Origin of the sequence: Kamptonema sp. PCC 6506 (genome assembly GCF_000180455.1) — a bacterium.
GTDB lineage: Bacteria > Cyanobacteriota > Cyanobacteriia > Cyanobacteriales > Microcoleaceae > Kamptonema > Kamptonema formosum.
The window spans coordinates 1-18,214 of sequence record NZ_CACA01000337.1 but is presented as its reverse complement, the minus strand read 5'-3'; the positions used below and the strand labels follow the sequence as shown (position 1 = coordinate 18,214).

Annotated in this window: 12 protein-coding genes and 2 pseudogenes; 8 read left to right on the top strand and 6 right to left on the bottom strand. The window is 43.5% G+C overall.

Annotated features, from left to right (window positions below; translation table 11 throughout):
• The first annotated feature begins 4 nt into the window (after positions 1–4).
• Positions 5–4,738 carry a CHAT domain-containing protein gene (locus OSCI_RS22835; protein WP_007357537.1) on the top strand — a complete coding sequence of 1,578 codons (4,734 nt, stop codon included), beginning with the start codon at positions 5–7 and terminating at the stop codon, positions 4,736–4,738.
• A 127-nt stretch (positions 4,739–4,865) separates the two neighbouring features.
• Positions 4,866–6,185, top strand: a complete 1,320-nt coding sequence (locus tag OSCI_RS22830; protein ID WP_007357536.1) for a DNA methyltransferase — start codon at positions 4,866–4,868, stop codon at positions 6,183–6,185.
• On the opposite strand, the gene OSCI_RS22825 is transcribed toward OSCI_RS22830, so the two are convergent.
• From OSCI_RS22825 to OSCI_RS31125, 4 genes are all read right to left on the bottom strand, one after another.
• The gene (locus OSCI_RS22825) at positions 6,175–6,873 is read right to left on the bottom strand and encodes a hypothetical protein (protein ID WP_007357535.1); all 699 of its coding nucleotides are present in this window, start codon (positions 6,871–6,873) and stop codon (positions 6,175–6,177) included. The genes OSCI_RS22830 and OSCI_RS22825 overlap by 11 nt on opposite strands.
• Positions 6,874–7,149: 276 nt before the next feature.
• Positions 7,150–8,272, bottom strand: a protein-coding gene (prfB, locus tag OSCI_RS22820) for a peptide chain release factor 2 (RefSeq protein ID WP_148288928.1) whose coding sequence is annotated in 2 segments (ribosomal slippage) — positions 7,150–8,199 and positions 8,201–8,272 — 1,122 coding nt in all. Because the reading frame shifts where the segments join, the coding sequence is not laid out codon by codon here.
• Between the two features lie 119 nt (positions 8,273–8,391).
• Positions 8,392–8,904, bottom strand: coding sequence for a peptide chain release factor-like protein (locus tag OSCI_RS31130; protein WP_083811327.1), 513 nt, complete (start codon positions 8,902–8,904; stop codon positions 8,392–8,394).
• Entirely contained in the window at positions 8,879–9,175 is a 297-nt protein-coding gene (locus OSCI_RS31125) for a PCRF domain-containing protein (protein WP_234708811.1), read from the bottom strand. Before OSCI_RS31125 ends, OSCI_RS31130 begins: the two co-directional genes overlap by 26 nt.
• A 660-nt stretch (positions 9,176–9,835) precedes the next feature.
• On the opposite strand from OSCI_RS31125, the gene OSCI_RS22810 reads away from it, so the two are divergent.
• The gene (locus OSCI_RS22810; RefSeq protein WP_019487813.1) at positions 9,836–10,138 is read left to right on the top strand and encodes a PEP-CTERM sorting domain-containing protein; all 303 of its coding nucleotides are present in this window, start codon (positions 9,836–9,838) and stop codon (positions 10,136–10,138) included.
• Between the two features lie 114 nt (positions 10,139–10,252).
• On the opposite strand, the pseudogene OSCI_RS22805 reads toward OSCI_RS22810, so the two are convergent.
• Positions 10,253–10,909: pseudogene (locus OSCI_RS22805) on the bottom strand (VWA domain-containing protein); the annotation flags it as partial.
• Positions 10,910–11,130: 221 nt separating this feature from the next.
• On the opposite strand from OSCI_RS22805, the gene OSCI_RS27985 reads away from it, so the two are divergent.
• Both OSCI_RS27985 and OSCI_RS30305 read left to right on the top strand, forming a co-directional pair.
• Positions 11,131–11,310: a hypothetical protein gene (locus OSCI_RS27985; RefSeq protein ID WP_007357530.1), complete on the top strand. Its 180-nt coding sequence runs from the start codon at positions 11,131–11,133 to the stop codon at positions 11,308–11,310.
• 1,432 nt (positions 11,311–12,742) lie between these two features.
• The gene (locus OSCI_RS30305; protein ID WP_157135589.1) at positions 12,743–13,201 is read left to right on the top strand and encodes a hypothetical protein; all 459 of its coding nucleotides are present in this window, start codon (positions 12,743–12,745) and stop codon (positions 13,199–13,201) included.
• 195 nt (positions 13,202–13,396) lie between these two features.
• Here the strand turns inward: OSCI_RS30305 and OSCI_RS22790 are convergent.
• A pseudogene (locus OSCI_RS22790) lies at positions 13,397–15,653 on the bottom strand (RelA/SpoT family protein).
• A gap of 468 nt (positions 15,654–16,121) precedes the next feature.
• Here OSCI_RS22790 and patD point away from each other — a divergent pair.
• The 3 genes from patD to OSCI_RS22775 all read left to right on the top strand — a co-directional run.
• Positions 16,122–16,490 carry a heterocyst frequency control protein PatD gene (gene patD / locus OSCI_RS22785; protein ID WP_007357528.1) on the top strand — a complete coding sequence of 123 codons (369 nt, stop codon included), beginning with the start codon at positions 16,122–16,124 and terminating at the stop codon, positions 16,488–16,490.
• 69 nt (positions 16,491–16,559) lie between these two features.
• Positions 16,560–17,144 carry a zf-TFIIB domain-containing protein gene (locus tag OSCI_RS22780; protein ID WP_007357527.1) on the top strand — a complete coding sequence of 195 codons (585 nt, stop codon included), beginning with the start codon at positions 16,560–16,562 and terminating at the stop codon, positions 17,142–17,144.
• 272 nt (positions 17,145–17,416) lie between these two features.
• Positions 17,417–18,214: ABC transporter ATP-binding protein (locus OSCI_RS22775; protein ID WP_039962865.1), on the top strand; the 798-nt coding region annotated here is incomplete at its 3' end.

The following is an 18,214-nucleotide window of genomic DNA, read 5'->3' as shown; positions in this document are numbered from 1 at the left end:
ACGAATGAGTTATTTTTACTTTTTATTATTTTTGAGTTTACCTTGGCTGTTCCCAATCGCAGTGCAAGCAGAACAAATTATCCCCGCTGCTGACGGTACTGGCACTACTGTTAAATCTGAAGGCGATCGCTTCGATATTAGCGGTGGTAAACTATCTGGGGATGGTGCTAATCTTTTTCATAGTTTTAGTCAGTTTGGTCTCAGTGAAACTCAAATTGCTAATTTTTTGACTAATCCTAACATTAAAAATATTTTAACGCGGGTTGTCGGCGGAAATGTTTCATCGATTAATGGCTTAATTTCTGTTAGTGGTGGCAACTCTAATTTATTTTTAATGAATCCTGCGGGTATTGTTTTTGGTCAAGGTGCAAGATTAGATGTACCTGGATCTTTTCTGGCGACAACTGCTAACAGTATTGGTTTTGGCGATCGCTGGTTTAATGCTACTGGAGTTAATGATTATTCAGCCTTGGTAGGAACTCCTAACTCTTTTAATTTTAGTTCGCAAACAGGGGTAATTGTCAATGCTGGTAATTTGGCAGTTAGCGAGGGGCAAAGTTTAAGTTTACTTGGCGGTGTGGCGATCAATACTGGGCAATTGTCAGCGCCGGGAGGTGCGATTACTATTGCTGCTGTCCCTGGGGAAAATTTGGTTCGCATCTCTCAAGCAGGACATCTTTTGAGTTTGGAAATCGGGACTGGGGCCTCGTTCAATGCAATCGTAATTCCCCAATTGATTGCAGGTGTGGGTGAAAGTCACGCTACAGGAATTACTGTTAATAACGATGGTACGGTTCAGCTAACTAATTCTGGTACAACTATCCCACTTTCACCGGGAACTACGATTGCGTCTGGTTCCATCGATGTATCTTCCCCCTTTCTCTCAGGAGGAAGAGTAGCAATTTTAGGCGATCGCGTGGGTCTAATTTCAGCTAATATTAATGCTTCAGGTACTAACGGCGGTACTGTATTCATTGGCGGTGATTTCCAAGGCAAAGGCAATTTTAATGCCGTTGAGACTTCGATCGATAGCAATTCTAACATCGCCGCTAACGGCGTTTCTTCCCTTCTTCCTTCTTCCTTCTTCCTTCTTCCTTCTTCCTTCAATAACGGTGGCCGGGTTGTAGTTTGGGCCAATGGTAGGACTAACTTTTTGGGGAATATCGCTGCGCGAGGCGGGATTCTGGGAGGTAATGGGGGTTTTGTGGAGGTGTCGGGTAAAAATTCTTTGAGTTTCGCGGGTAAAGTAGATACCCGTGCTCCTAATGGTGCGATCGGCACTCTTTTACTCGATCCAAGTGATATTATTATTGAACCTGGATCTGGATCTTCACAAACTAATGTTTTCACGGCAAATCGCAGGGCGGCCCAATTCGGATCTAACCCAACAATTATCTCTGAATCACAATTAGAAAGCATTGCTGCGGATAGTAATATTATTGTTGAAACTACTAATAGTATTGTTCTTAATAACTTACCGGATGATGCACTGACATTGCAATCGGGTAAAGGAAATTCTATTACTTTTAGAACCGATGGGGTGTTTGTTGTCATCGATGCTAACGATTTGATTCAGACTCAGGGAGGCGATATTAATATTTCTGCCGCTAGTATTTCTGTTGGTAGACTTGATGCTAATGGTGGTAATATTACTTTAAGAGGTAATGGGATTGATTTCAGGGGCGGTGATAGTTCGAGTCGTAGTATTGGCGGTACAATTCGTTTAGAAACACTTAGTAGCAGAGATATTAATCTAGGTGGGACAGCAGATATTTTAGGGGTTTTGGACTTAACGCCGACAGATATTGGTGCGATCGCAGATGGTTTTAGTGCGATCGCTATCGGGGGATCTGATGGTAGAGGTGTGATTACTGTGGTTAATCCTGTGACGTTTAACGATCCAGTGACGCTTCAAGGAGGGGCGATCGTTGTTAACGGTGAAGTGACGGGAAGGGGAGATGCGGCGATCGCGCTTAATGCTCTATCTTCCACTCTCAATGCCAATATTACTACATCTGGCGGCAGTATTACTTTTGGCGGCAATGTTTTACTGGGTGATGATGTCGCTCTCAGCACTCAAGGTCAGGGTAATATTATTTTACCAGGCAGGGTTGATGGCAGTCACGAACTCGCGATCGACACTTTGCGACTGCAATTAGGTGGTGGTGTGGGTGAAAGCATACCTCTGACAAGTCTGAATGTTAACGCTGAAAATGCGGAAGTTGCGGGGAATATCACCGCAGGCAGCATAACATTTAATAGTGCAGTAGCGATCGCGCGAAATGTGTCTTTGAGAGCATCCGGCGATATCACTTTTACCAATACTTTTGATAGCAAGGGAGATGCGAATAACCTAGAAATCAAGGCGGGAGGCGATATCGCTTTTGAGGATGCGGTTGGTAATAGTGGAAGGTTAGGCGCGATCGCGCTTGAAAGTGGTGGTAATGTAACGGCAAATTCGACAATTGCGGCGGGTAGTTTGCAGGTAAATGCAAACGATAAAGCGACTTTCGGAGGAAATGTAACGGTTTCTGGCGGTAATATTTTAATTGAAGCTGGATCTGTCGTATCCCAAGGTTTAAATGCTTCTGGAGTTAGAGGCGGTAATATTGAAGTGCGATCGTCTGGGGAAATTGTTACTGGCAATATTAACGTTAGCGGTACTGAGGGCAGCGGTGGTAATATCTTCCTCAATGCACAGGATAACATTAATATCGGTGCGATCGACGCTCAAGGTGGAAGTAATGGGAATGGGGGGACAGTTGCGATCGCCACTTCTGGTTTATTCCGCGCCAGCGATACTTTTATAGATTTAGAAGGTATCGAGTCTAGCATTTCTACAGTTGGCGGCGAAGGTGGAGGCGCGATCGCGATTCGACATGGAGGCGGTAGCGAACAATCTTTTGTTGTGGGAAATGCTACCACAAATGGAACTAGAGGCGCAATTAATACTGGAATTAATAATGTTATTTTACCCGATCGCTCTTTTGAAGGAACTTACAGACAAGGCAATTCACCTAATCAGATTTCTTTAATTACAACAGGCAATTCACCAAGTCCTACACCTAATCCTACACCTAATCCTACGCCAAGTCCTGCACCTAATCCAATACCAAGTCCTGCACCTAATCCTACTCCAAGTCCGACACCTAATCCTACACCCAGTCCCGCGCCTAATCCTACTCCGAGTCCTACACCTAATCCAATACCAAGTCCAACACCTAATCCGATTCCAAGTCCCGCGCCTAATCCTACACCAAGTCTAACACCTGAATCTCTACCTTTTCCGACTACTTCCCAGGTATCAATTGTAACATCTCTTCAAGGAGAAACGCGATCGCCACAAAGCTCATCCGAAAGAGAATACGGCCCAAAACCAGATATTCCTATTCCCAATTTAGCAATAAATGTAGATTTAACGGGAGTATTGGCATTTGAAGAAAACTTCACGCAGGAGTATAAAAAATATTTACAACTACCTGCGAGAGAACCAGTTAGCAATATGTCTGTTGTCTACGATACCCTTCGTAAAAATGAAGCAGAAACTGGAATTAAATCTGCAATCATTTATATGAATTGGGTTAGAGGAAGTGGATCGTCAACAGTCCGAGAAAATAGCTCATTGCTCAAAATCAACCCAGAAAGATCCAACCAATTATCACTTAATACCGAAAATGATACCGATCGCTTAGAACTCGTACTCGTCAATCCTTCTGGACAGACTATCCGTGCTTTAGTACCAGAAGTAACTCGATTACAGTTATTAGAAGTAGCTGAAAATTTTCAGAGCGATCTTACCAATACGCAACTCAGAAATACAGCCGTTTATTTGGAACCAGCACAACAGCTTTATCGTTGGCTAATGGCTCCTTTAGAAGCAGATTTAAAAGCCTTAAACGTTCAAAACTTAATTATTATCCCCTCATCAGGTTTGCGGAGTATACCATTTGCTGCTCTTCATAGCGGTCAGCAATTCTTAGTAGAAAATTATAGTATTAGCATCATGCCCAGTTTCAGTTTAACAGATACTCGCTACGAAGATATTAGCGACCAAGAAGTTTTAGGAATGGGAGCATCAATATTTACCGACAAACCACCATTACCCGCAGTACCAGTAGAATTATCTGCGATCGCGTCCCCAGAACAAGGTAAATCTTTCCTCAATCAAGATTTTACTCTCGCTAATTTGCAAGCTCAACGAGCAGCACAATCTTTTGGAATAATTCACTTAGCAACTCATAGCGAATTTCAGCCAGGAGTACCGAGTAATTCTTACATTCAATTGTGGGATACTAAACTAAGATTAGATCAAATGAGACAATTGAAATGGAACGATCCGCCAGTAAACTTATTAGTATTGAGCGCTTGTAGCACAGCATTAGGAGACGAGCAAGCGGAGTTAGGATTTGCAGGATTGGCAGTTGCTAGTGGTGCGCGATCGGCTTTAGCGAGTTTATGGGAAGTCAGCGACGAAGGGACTTTAGGACTAATGGTAGAATTTTATCAGCAGTTGCGATCGCGTGGAGAAAATAATCGCCCAATTATTAAAGCGCAAGCATTGAGACAGGCGCAACTTGCCATGCTGCGAGGCCAAGTGCGACTAGAAAATGGGGCCTTGCGCGTAGCGGGACGAGAGGATGTAATTTCTTTACCAGCGCCAATTTCAGCTCGTGGGAATAGACTTTTATCGCATCCTTATTATTGGGCCGCTTTTACAATGATTGGCAATCCTTGGTAAAGTAAATATTACGTATGTCTTCTCTATCTCTGTGTCCTGTGTGACGAAAGCAACACCATCCCTTGAAGTCTTGTCAGTCAAGGCAAATTATGCTACTCTTCAGTAGCACTTCATAAGGTTAGTATCTATGTTCCAGCAGTTATCACTATTTGAGCCAGATACCAATGATAATACGAGGTGTTTTCATACAAATATCCAAGAGTCTGGTTTTGATTATCAGGAAATAGATATAGGAGATATTACCTTCAAATCAGGACAGATTGAGTCAGTTCATAGATGGTATCGTCTTACTCCAAGCTACTCCCCAAGCTTAGTAAGATTTTTGATTAAAGAATTGCAAATTGCTAGAAAACATTTTGTCGTTGATCCATTTAGCGGCAGAGGGACAACATCTATAGAATGCCAAAAACAGGGAATAAAGGCTCTGGGCATTGAAATCAACCCTTTATTACAACAAGTCGGCAGTAAATCTCTTAGATGGAATACAGACAATCTTCATCTATTTGAAAAATATCTTACCGAGGTAGATAGTTTAATAGAGAAATTTAAAGAAGTTTCTATCGAAGATGTTGTAGAATCTTTTAATACAAATATTCCGATTATTCACAATGTGTTTAGATGGTGGAAAAAAGATGTTCTTAAAAATTTAATTATCTTTCGCGAGGTAATGTTAAGCCCAGCATATTATCCAGTTACAGATTATTTATGGATTGCTTTAAGTGAAGCCTGTTTAGATTGTGCAAATATTCACAGAAATCATCCAACAATTACTTTTGATGACAATCATCAAAGAAAAATTGATGTCTTTTCCGAGGTAAGCAAAAATTTAGGGATGATCCACACTGATTTAATAAGTCTGAATATTGAAGAAAGCTCATTTTCAAAACTCGGCTCAATTAAACTAGGCAACTCAACCCATAATTTGAAACAACAAATTAATTCTCCTGTTGATTTCGTAATCACTTCACCTCCTTATCCAAATCGATATAGTTACGTTCATCAAACTAGACCACAATTGCACTTCATGGAAGTTTTAGATAATGTTAGACAAGCTACAGAAATTGATTTGCAGGCAATTGGTGGAACTTGGGGTAGAGCTACTTCTGTTTTACAGAAAGAATTGATTGTAGTTCCTACCGATCTTAAATCATATCTTTGCTATTACGAAGAACTGCAAGATAAAAGTGTGTTGATGTGTAATTATGCAACAAAATACTTTATTGATATGTGGAAACACATAAAATCTCTTAAGGAAGTTAAGGCAACTAGCTTTCGAGGTGCATATATTGTAGGAAATTCTAGACTTTTAGGGGTAGAAATATTTACTGAATCTATCTTGGGTAAGCTTTTCAGGCACGAAGGTTTTGAGGTTGAAAAAATAGTCTCTTTCAGAAAAAGGGGAGGGAGAAAGCGCCTTTACGAAACGGCTGTTTGTGTTAGAAGTTAGCAAAAATATTATTTATTTCTTGCTTGAGAGTTTGAGAATTATTCTGGAGGAAGTTATGTAAGTTAAAACCAGTTATTGATTCCACTAAGTTGAAGCTGTTCATTCCTTGATAAAGTTCCCAACTTTTAGATAATCTAGCCAGAGGGCTTTTTAATGATGTGTTGCAGAAAACTAACATTACAGGCAGAATTTCGTAAGACTTTAATGCTAATGACATATCATAGTCAGCTTGGATTCTCTTTGAGTCACCAATTTGATAGCAAGAACGAACTTCAAAACCTATTCCTTGATAAGTCATCCAAGCTTCAGGGATTCGCTGATTAAATTTATCTTTCTTGATCAAGCCGTCAGTAGAGCGAACTTGAATACGATCGCCAATTTGAACTTGTACACTGAAATGTAGATCGTTTTCATTTAATGAAAAACTCTTTCTCAAAAGGTAGGCAAACAATGCTTCGTACATATCACCCAATTTACGGTGTAAAGACGTTACAAGATTTCCACCTACTCTAGCAATAATGTATCTGTCGTCATCTAAGCCTAAAACACCAAATGCAGGATCAAGTGCTATTAGTTGTTTGAATTCCTCTCGATTATTTATACCATAATAACTTTTGTAAGGGTTAAATTCCAAGACTTTCCGGATATTGAGCCTAGCTATATTAAGTAGTTCATCTTCATCTACCATTTCAGTTTTTCTCTAAATCAATATCTTGATCAAATAGTTCTTTGACCTTAATGTCAAGAGCATCAGCTAAACCAATATTTATTATTGAGCAATGGGAACTCCTAGACTGGCGCTTTCCACCACCACTTCATGTTTTCCTAAGACACCACACGCTTAATCCCTCAATCTAACTTTCTCGATTTGATGACAGGCGGCGATCCCACAACCTGCGCGATCGCCTACTCACCAGATCGCACCATTAGCAATTTCTCTTCAGGTAACTAATACTCAACCAGATTAGATTGCTGCGGATTCAACTAACTGATTTTCTTGACGCAGATAAGCTTGAATAAACGGCTCTAATTCCCCATTCATCACATCTGCGATCGCAGTCGTTTCTACCCCAGTCCGCAGATCCTTCACCATTTGATAAGGATGAAAAACATAGTTGCGGATCTGATTTCCCCAAGCCGCCTCCACCATATCTCCGCGAATCTCCGCAATTTCCTTAGCTCGTTGTTCGCGAGCCACCACTAATAACTTAGCCTTAAGAAGAACGAGAGCCTTCTCTTTATTTTGTAACTGGCTGCGCTCTTCAGTACAACGCACGGCTAAACCAGTGGGAAGGTGAACTATCCGCACCGCTGTTTCTACCTTGTTGACATTTTGGCCACCTTTACCGCCAGCGCGAGATGTCGTGACTTCTAAATCCTTTTCTGGAATGTCCAACTCTACCGAACGATCGAGAATTGGCATCACTTCCACTCCAGCAAAACTGGTTTGGCGCTTATCGTTAGCATTAAATGGCGAAATTCTGACCAGGCGATGGGTTCCTTTCTCCGATCGCAAATACCCATAAGCATAACGACCGACAATTTCCAGAGTGGCCGACTTCAGACCCGCTTCGTCTCCCTCGGAAATTTCAGCCAAGTGTACTTTATAACCCTGGCGTTCTCCCCAGCGAGTATACATCCGCAGCAACATCTCTGCCCAATCTTGAGCATCCGTACCCCCAGCACCGGCGTTAATGGTCAAAACTGCTCCGCCTGCATCGTAGGGCCCTGAGAGTAATTGTTGCAGTTCCCATTGATCGAGTTCGCGACTCAATTGGGAAAGATTAGTGTAAGCCTCTTGGAGCAGCGATTCATCGGTTTCTAACTCCAGCAGCTCCAAGATGGCCCCCGCGTCTTCTAGACTGGTGTGCCACTGATTATACTGCTCTAAGTGCGATTTGAGGTCGTTGAGTTCTTGAAGTGTATTTTGAGCTGCGTTTTGGTCTTCCCAGAATTGCGGTTGAGCCGCGATTTGTTCTAAGTCTGAGATTTTGGCTGTGAGTGCGGGAATGTCAAAGATAGTCCTGGGTTTTACCCAGGCGATCGCACAACGTTTCGATTTCCCGTTTGATGTCTAGAACTTCCACTACTACTACTTCTCCTACTTTTGCTGTGTACTATCGATTTTAACTGCTGTTTGGCTATTTGTTAACGGTTAACAGTTAACTGTCACCACTCCCAAAACATCGGGGTTGAGGATGTGCAATTACCCATTACCCTCATTATTAATTCGGAGATAGGCTTTGATCAAAGGGTTGAGTTCGTAAGCAAGCACTTCTGCAACGGCATTTGTTTCAAACCCGCTACGGCGATCTTTGACTATTTGGCTAGGATAGAAGGTATAATCGCGGATCGGGTGGGTAAAGATTTCTGCAATGCGATCGCGATCTATTTCAGCAATGTCTTTGACGAATTGCCTTTTCGCGATCGCAAACAGTCTACTTTTGATAATAGCAAGAGCTTTCTCTTTGTTTAGCCTCTGACTTCGCTCTTGGTTGGATGTTACAGAAATACCTGTGGGAATGTGAACAATTTGCACCCAAGGATGCCGCATACCGTTAATGTTCCTAACATTAGAATAAGCGTGCTTGATTTCTAAACACTTCTCTGGAATTTCCAGATCGACCATTGGCGTAACTTCCACCGTTGCTGTAGTCGGTCGCGTTTTTGTGATATTAAAAGGCGATATTCGTCTAAATTTCTGCCCAATCTTGAGCATCTAATTCATCATTGCCAGCATTAATTATTAAGTATGCTCCATTTTGGTCGTAAGGGTCGTTTAGCAGTTGTTCTAATTCCAAGTGTTCAAGTTCGCAGTTTAGCCGCTTGATATTGGTTTGAGCTTCTTGGAGCAGTTCGCTATCTGTTTGAAATTCCAGCAATTCTACTGCTGCTTTGATATCTTCTAAAATGATTAGCCACTGCTTGAGCCGCGCAGGATAAGACTGGAGTTCATCTATTTCTTGAAGTGTCAGCTTAAGAGCGGTTATATCTTCCCAAAGTCCTGGCTCTTCTGCTAAGTTTTGTAAATTTTGAATCTTTGCGGCTACTGCTAAGGGGTCAAAGACAGTCTTGCATTTTAGCTAGGCGATCGCTCAGCATATCAATTTGACCTTGAATATCTAATATTTCCCATAACATGGCAAATCCTTTTAACTTCTCAACTTAATCTAACACACCTTGCAGCTACTCTGTACTCCTGCTTCTGTACTCTCCCAAAGCTCAAATTGTCCTAGCTTCACTAAGTAGCCGTATTTATACTGAGTGCTATTTGTTACCTTCCCTAATTATATTTACAGAATCTTTACAATATGCTGTGGTAAAATAGATAATCTTAAAGATTGCGTAAAGAACCCAAGGCAACTCCTTCAAATATTCAGAATGTTTGCGTATAATGGAATTTAGAGATCTGCATATTTTGAGCGATCGCCTCTGAGCATTGCCTAATACCGCAGAGCTGCCATATAGCTAAATAAGTTGGGTGTCATCTAGTGCCGCGAAAATCTTAAGTTTCATCCTTACTCTGGCGCAAACTTCGGTGAATTTAGTTAAGGTGGCTTCGACAAAAGAGGTTAAGATGATAGAAATGCACAGATTTCGCTAGTCGTCAATTGCCCAAAAAGTAATAATCACTAATGTTAGCACTTTGTATGAACAAATTATTGACTTCTGGTGCGGGGGTCTTATATATCGCAACAGTCATTGCTTGGGGAGAAGGTGCCTTCGCTGCCAACTTGCAAACAATTTCATTAGGTAGAATGTGGAATTCTGGAAACTCTTTACTAGCTCAGAGTAGCCCCACTAGCCCGCTTTCAGATGCACGGCCAGATAGGTCATTATCGACAAGTCCCAGTCCAGCAAGAGTTCCAGAGCCAGCAATGCTAGCTGGTTTAGGTGTAGTCGCAGGTTCTTTTGCTTTAACTCGCCGTCGGGCAGGGAAAAAAGAACTATAAAATTTTGATAAGTGGGTTGTTTGTGCTAAGAGGAAAAATTAATGATAAAGTTCTGGATGCGGAAACCCGGTTTATGAAAAAACCGGGTTTCTCTACGAATTAGAGCTTCAATTTCTAGCGAATTGCATCGCGGAGAGCACCCCTCGCCATTGCCGCGATCGCCTGATCCGTCGCCTTCGGCAAATGATAATACTTACCCCCCGAAACCTTCGCCAACTCCTTAGCAAAACCTGTCGAAACAAACTTATTCTCCGTATCAATCACCAACAACTGCATTCCCAAACCTCGAATTTTGCCCGCAATTTCCAACAATTCCGCCTTAATATCCGGCTTTTCCCCATCTAAAATCGGTTCCCCCAAAGAACGAGCCAAAGGAATATTACCCCGGCCATCAGTAATAGCAACGATCGCCACTTGGCCGACATCCCCAGACTTCTGAGCATTCACACCCACTCGCACCGCCTGAGTCAACCCGTGAGCCAAAGGCGAACCGCCCCCACAAGGTAATCTTTCCAAACGGTTACGGGCCAAAGCGATCGAACGAGTAGGCGGTAACAACACCTCAGCCTGCTCGCCCCGGAACGGAATTAAAGCCACTTGATCGCGACTTTGATAAGCTTCCGTCAAAAGCTGCATCACAGCCCCCTTCGCCGACTGCATCCGATTCAAAGCCATCGAACCAGAAGCATCCACCACAAACACGACCAAAGCCCCCGCCTTTCTAGCTAAGCGTTTGGCGCGAATATCCCCAGATTCGACAAATACGCGCTTACCCTTCGATGGAGAATTGGGAATAGCAGAATTTGAATTGATTAAAAATTGCTCCTACCCGTCTCCCCCGCTCCCCTGCTCCCCCGCTCCCCCTGCTCCCCCGCTCCCCCTCGCTCCCCTGTCCCTAGCCCCTAGTCCCTTCTTTGGTAATACTGTTGAACAGATTGAGAATGCTACCCCTACAATTCTTCAGATTTTACAGGAGCTACAATGAGCACAAAATGCAAGACGTACGCTATTTTTTATCCTCTATCGTTCTCGCTCGTTTTGGTCATTATTCAGCACCACATGCCTGCGATCATGCTATTTCCCAAAAACAGATTGTCATTTGCTCAAAAGATTTTACAGAACAAGTCATCCTCGTAGAAATTTTATCCCGCCACATCGAGGCGAAGACATGATATACAAGTAAAACCTGCGAACTGAATTTAGGTGGCACTTCTTTGCGCATCAATCCCTAGTAGCTGGTAAAGTTGTACTTATATGTAGAATATACTGGCACTGCTTTTGCCAACGGATCTCTCACAACAGAAAACCGATTTCCGATCCCAAAAAAGTTTACAGTTATATCAAGCAAGAATCATGCAAAAGCAGTATCAATTAGAGTGGACAGAACGCTCTAGGATTTAATAATAGTTTCGCAATTATTGTCCGGGGCAGATGATGCCAAAAAACTCTAACTCGTGCATTGGTAACCCTGTGATCTCCAGATCGTTAAGCAAAGCTGCACCCAAATTGCGAGCAGGTTTCGGCCCAGTAGTTATAAAGAAAGGGAAGATGGCTTTCCCGGATTAGCTAAAACTTACGGGATAACAGTATTGCAGAAGAGTTACCGAAATGATAATGCTATTGACAACGGATTACTTTACCATAGCACTTAAGAGAAAAACAAGTAGAATGTTATTGCTGGCAACTCGACTGACGGCTTAATAGAAAGTCTAGGTTTAGTGGTTCTTAAAGATGATAAGCAATATTTTCCCCCCTATCGAAGCGAGCCCGCAGAATTGTGCGTTCAGTGCTAGATTTTGGAAAAATACCCGGAGTTGCGTCAAGTTCTGAATGAATTAGCGAGGGAAAATCTCGGAGGAAGATATTGGCGATTAAACTCAACTATAAAGTTGACGGGAAGCAACTAGATGCTGGACAATGCTTGCAGCAGCTGAGTCCTGTTCTGCAGCAGAAGATGTAGGGAGTTTAAATTGTCCTTGAGACTCTAGCAAGAAGATAAGGCGATCAGCTAATATCTAAAAGGTAGTTAGGAAATTAAAATTTCCTGAAACCTTTGATTATGATTATATAGCAGTTGCCAAGGCAGTTAACATCATCTCTGAATTCTAAACCCTTCTTCGCGTCTTCCCTAGCCCCTAGCCCCTAGTCCCTAGCCCCTCTTAAACCGCCTTGGCGGTTGCTATATTTCCTTCTTTCCCTAACCCCTAACTATAGGCTAACTTTCCCGCTAAGATTTGCAAGCTTTGCACTATCTCCAACGCACAAACCTGGTAAGACCGAACACACTTTTGCTCAATTGATATATTTTCCCGCAACAAATTCCAGAGCCAACTCTTCTGCTTCGCTAATTGGCATTCCTTCCTGTCTAAGCCTTCCTGTCTACCTTCCTGTCGTACCTTCGCTGCAAAATCATCGCGTGATAAATCACTGACTCACGCATAATATCCCCTCGCAGAAAGCTCTTGTAATGGTACTGATCTTGTCTCCAATTACGTAACCCAGCCAAACATCCCTGCTGTATGACCATTAAATTACTCTGAACCCGCCTGTCGGGAATCTCTGCAACTGGCAGGATGCCACTTGAGTTAAAACGCCTACAGGGTTTTGCTGTCCAGACTCAAAACGCTGTCAAAAGGCAACAGTCCGAGGGAACTCAAAAATATTTCAGACGGCTGTTCACCAGAGGCGAATCACATCAAATTCACTGGCGAGTTCTGGTCAAAACTATGCAAAGCATTTTGCCGAACTAAATCCGAACCAGTCTCCCTTAAATATATCAACGACTTGGCGCATTTCCTTAGCAGGAAAGCGGCGGATAATACTCGCAAGCGATATATTCCGCCATCCGAAACGGAATTCCTGCATCCGCTTCTGTCTGAAATTGCGGCAGTGGTAGTACGCGACGGCAATCTTCAAGCTTGCCTGCAAAATCAAAGCACTCAGCCTCGAATTGGTTCCAACAGAAAGTCTCTAGTCGGACTCAGTTCCGTTAGCCTTGAACTCGCGAGCGTTACCCAGCAGCACAGCTTGCAAAACTCATCCGCAAAGTTTTCGAGTCGATAAACTTGCAAATATTATCGTACGATCGCAATAATTTAGTATCTTTGTAGAGCTTACTCAACTTAATTATTAACCCAAAGATGTAATGCTCTGAGTAATTGGCTACCTACGCTTTTAATTCGCCATTAGCCGATCAGAAACAACTAATCGGGAAAATGTAATTCTCGCTGCCAATAGTTTCTAGCCATCAAAAACGTCCTAATTTCCCTCGCTAACTCGCCGTAAATTCAAGACATCACTCATTTTTTTAATTTGCATAGAAGTCCGTTCAAGCTGTTCTTTGTCCTGGATATCAACACACAAATCAATCAATGCCGGTAAACCCGGATAAGTCTTCACACTCGCACTGCGAACGTTTACATGATTGTCTTTCAAGTGAGATAAAACATCATTAAGAACGCCCACGCGATCGAGCACTTCAATTTGAATATTCACCGGGTAAGTATTCGGACGACCACCGTTCGGATTTGTCGGATTCCAACTCACAGGTACTAACCGATCCCCAGGAACATTGTCGGTATTAGAACAGCCTTGGCGATGAATTGAAATGCCGCGATTTTTAGTGACAATTCCAATAATTACCTCCCCTGGTATGGGATTGCAACAACCTGCCAAATGATACAATAACCCCTCAACTCCTGCAATTGGTGACTTGCTCGGAGATGAACTCGGCATCGACCGTGCAGGTGCTACTATTGGCACATTTAAAATCTCAGGAACTACCTCAACTTTTTGCTGTACTAAATCTCGCAGCCGATTTACTACTAGATTTAGCGTCACCTCGCCGTAGCCCAAACCTGCTAACAAATCTTCGACGCTGTGGTAATTGAAGCGTAGCGCTACAGAGTGCATTGGCTCAGATTTTTAATAAGGATTCAAAGCCATTTTTGCCCAGTTCCTTTTCCAATAATTCCCGACCGCGAGCTACATTTTCATCGCGGTGCGATCGCTTATACCACTGACGAATCCGGTTTTTTGCGCCGCTGGTCTTGACAAAATTTAGCCAGTCTAAACTGGGATGACCATTTTTCTGAGTCAAGATTTCGACAATATCGCCATTCTTTAAAAGCGAGTCCAGCGTCACCATCCGCCCATTCACCCGCGCACCTGTGCAGTGATTCCCAACTTCCGTGTGGATGCGGTAAGCAAAATCCACAGGCGTTGCATCTTTTGTCAGCGCTACTACATCGCCTTGGGGCGTAAATACGTAGATGTCTTCATCAAATAAATTATCTTTAACGCTCTCTAAATATTCCTCAGCATCCTTAAGGTCGCTTTGCCATTCCAGCAGTTGCCGCAACCAAGTAAACTTTTCGTCATCTCCTGTCACTTTGAGATTGCTAGAACCGCCGCTTTCTTTATATTTCCAGTGGGCGGCGATCCCGTAATCTGCAATGTGGTGCATTTCCACTGTACGGATTTGGACTTCAATGGGGCGGCCGCTATTGCCGATCACGCCCGTATGCAAAGATTGGTAGCGGTTCGGCTTCGGCAAACCGATATAGTCCTTGAAGCGACCGGGGATCGGACAGAAAGCATCGTGTGCGATCGCCAACGCCCGATAACACTCATCCTTACTTTCGACAATAATCCGCACCGCCGCAATATCATAAACCTGGTTAAACCCCTTCTGTCGGCGCTGCATCTTCTGGTAAATACCATACAGGTGTTTCGGGCGGCCGCTGACTTCATAGCACTTAATCCCCACACTATCCAGCCGATCCCGCAGAATGTCCGTCACCTCCGCCAGTTGCGCCTCCCGGTCAGTCCGCTTCTGATCTACCAAATCCTTAATTTCGCAATAAGCTTCCGGTTCCAGGTATTTAAACGCCAGATCCTCCAATTCCCACTTAAAGCGACCAATACCCAACCGATTCGCCAAAGGCGCAAAGATTTCCCGCGTTTCCAAAGCGATACTACGGCGTTTCTCGTCTGAGAGATGTTCCAGCGTCCGCATATTATGCAGCCTGTCCGCCAACTTCACCACGATCACCCGGATATCCTTAGCCATTGCCAGAAACATCCGCCGGAAATTCTCAGCTTGGCGTTCCGTCTTGCTGGAAAAATTAAACTTAGAAAGCTTCGTCACCCCCTCCACCAACTGCCGCACTTCCGCGCCGAACCGCAGTTCGATATCCTCAAGGGTGACATCAGTATCCTCAACGATATCGTGGAGGAAGCCTGCCGCAACCATCGCACTATTGCCGCCCAAATACCGCAGCATTCCGGCTACGGCCACAGGATGGCAGATGTAGGGCTCCCCAGATTTGCGATACTGACCCTCATGGAGCTCGTTGGCAAATTTAAAAGCCCGACAAATTAAAGCATTATCAGTCGAACAGCTAGCGATCGCTCCCGACGACTGACCATTAGCATCCCCATTGAGACATTCTTGTAACCAATCAGGAATGTTACAGTCATTTGAGATTGATGGAATCAGAGTGTTGGCATTCATAGGAGTCAGGATTTAAAAGTTACAAATAGATAGTGCAACAGAAGTTGCTTTCCGGTTGAACAGCAGACTTTCTGTATCTAGGTATACTAAGCTAAAATTGACACCTACAGTCAATCTGAAAAAGATTCCTGTATTGTCTGTCAACTATAGCTATCTAAATTGAGAAGAACCACCCTCGTAGGGAGGAAAAAATCTGATTTTAGGCAAATGCTCTGGTCAGTTGCCCTTGCCTTGTAAAATTAAGAACGTTTTGGGAGTAAAAGTACAGAGATCGCTACTTAGCCTTAAGCAGACCAAGCTTAGCTAAAAGCCGTCACAGACCGTCAATCCTAAATCAGCGTTTAACTCGCCTTGAAAAATATTCTCTAAGATTTAGGCTGCTGCGACTACAATGTACAACTTGCCTTAATCTTTGGAATCTTTAAAACATCTATCTTAATTATAGATATAAATTTCTTTACATTTGTTATGCTGTCCAAAAATATCTACCAGCACTACCAGCAATTTAAGCAACTTCTCCAAGAGCTCCAAACCGTTGCCACACAGGGTAATCTAGATCGGACAGCACTCTTGGCAACTTTTGGGGAAGCACAGCAATTTTTCGCAGGGCAAATCATGGGTTCAGACAGTGACGGGCTAGATCCGCCAGAAACACCGTTAGAGCAATCATACCTGACAGAAATACACAAGCAATTGCGTCTGTTGGGAATGGATATAAAATTTTTGCAAGCGTCGCGGGTTCTAGCCACAGCCCAAACCAGGCAAACAGCAGCAAGCGATCGAATTAACACCCTGATCCGCTACTGCGATGCCTTGTTGCAAAAAGGCACAGAATAAATAGGCTGTCTTAATTACAGCCAAAGCATAAACCAGTCATAGGAATATCGAGCCAAGGAGAAAAAAGCCGTGCAATGTCCAAAATGTAAGCATCCGCAGTTAGAAGAAGGAATGTTAAACAGCCACCTAGCCGTGAAGTGGTGCCCTAACTGCTACGGCATCTGGATACCCCCCAAAGAATATCAAGCTTGGCAAGAATATCAACGTCAATGGCCGAGCAAATCCCAGCCAAAAGGGAATGTCAGCCCCGACTTTGCCCCCTCACCCTATGACTCTAAAGCTGCAATGTGTCCAGACGATGGTCAATATCTCTCACGAGCCCGAATTCCCTTCACCAAAACCCCCGTCTATGTAGAGCGTTGTAGCGTTTGCGGTGGCATTTGGTGCGACAGCGGTGAATGGGAAACCCTCGAAAGTATGGGACTCCACGCCCAAATTGAGCAGATGTTTTCAGCCTCCTGGCAAGCCAAGGCCCGCCAGCAAGAACTCGCCGAAAGAGAACGCCAAGGTATAGTTGATAAACTAGGGGAAGAATTATCTCAGTATGTCTTTGCACTAGCAGAAGTTTTAGAAGATCATCCGAATGGAGATTTTGCAGCTTCTTACATTTTGCGAAGATTTGAAAGTAAGCGAAAAGGTCTGCCAGCTAAATAGATAATTGTTAACGGTTAACGGTTAACGGTTAACGGTTAACAAAGATTTCATGTCGAGACTGTGTAAGTCGTAATTGATAATTTAGGAGTTACGCATCGGGGCCTAGAAACCGGGTTTTTGAGAGAATCTGTGGGTACGGGCGAAGTATTTTCGTAAAAAAACCCGGTTTCTTTGGTTGGGTGCGTAAGTCCTGTAATTGTTAATAGCTATTCCTCCCCCATCTTCTCCATCTCCCCCATCTCCCCCATCTCCCCCATCTCCCATCTTCACTTATGACTAATTCCCTGTTTTGTGTCGAAAATCTGCGGGTAGCTTACCCAGAAAGAAATCAACAATCTAGCTGGGCAATTAATGACGTATCTATTACGTTAGAACCTGGGGAAAAATTGGGATTAGTTGGGGAGTCCGGGTGCGGTAAGTCAACTTTAGGACGTGCGACAATGCGGCTTTTGCCCAAGTCTACGCAAATTCAGGGGCGAGTTACCTTTTCCGGCGAATCTGTGTTTGAAATGAACCCGGAACAGCTTAGACGGTTTCGCGGCGAAGCGGTATCATTAGTGTTTCAAGATCCGATGACTCGCCTCGATCCTTTAATGACAATTGGGGAACATTGTATTGAAACTCTCAAAGCTCACGAACCGAAATTATCGCGATCGCAAGCCAAAGATCGAGCCATAGAAACTCTGGATGCTGTTAAAATTCCAGCTTCTCGCTGGTCGCAATATCCCCATGAGTTTAGCGGCGGAATGCGACAACGGGTAGCGATCGCTTTAGCTGTACTCCTCAATCCTAAACTAATTGTCGCTGATGAACCGACTACCAGTTTGGACGTAACAGTAGCCGCTCAAATTTTAAAAGAACTAACGCGGCTTTGCGAAGAGCGGGGGACATCGATCTTGTTAATTTCCCACGATTTAGCGATGGTTGGGGAGTATTGCGATCGCATTGCTGTGATGTACAACGGCAAAATAGTAGAAACTGGCCCCGTTGAGTCTGTGTTCCAAAATCCACAACACGAATATACGCGATCGCTCTTGAAAGCAGCTTTACACATTCAAAAGGATCGAGAG

Coding starts and splice junctions, on each gene's coding strand:
- OSCI_RS22835 (WP_007357537.1), top strand. CDS start 5: ATGAGTTATTTTTACTTTTTATTATTTTTGAGTTTACCTTGGCTGTTC.
- OSCI_RS22830 (WP_007357536.1), top strand. CDS start 4,866: ATGTTCCAGCAGTTATCACTATTTGAGCCAGATACCAATGATAATACG.
- OSCI_RS22825 (WP_007357535.1), bottom strand. CDS start 6,873: ATGGTAGATGAAGATGAACTACTTAATATAGCTAGGCTCAATATCCGG.
- OSCI_RS31130 (WP_083811327.1), bottom strand. CDS start 8,904: ATGCTCAAGATTGGGCAGAAATTTAGACGAATATCGCCTTTTAATATC.
- OSCI_RS22810 (WP_019487813.1), top strand. CDS start 9,836: ATGAACAAATTATTGACTTCTGGTGCGGGGGTCTTATATATCGCAACA.
- OSCI_RS27985 (WP_007357530.1), top strand. CDS start 11,131: ATGCAAGACGTACGCTATTTTTTATCCTCTATCGTTCTCGCTCGTTTT.
- patD (WP_007357528.1), top strand. CDS start 16,122: ATGCTGTCCAAAAATATCTACCAGCACTACCAGCAATTTAAGCAACTT.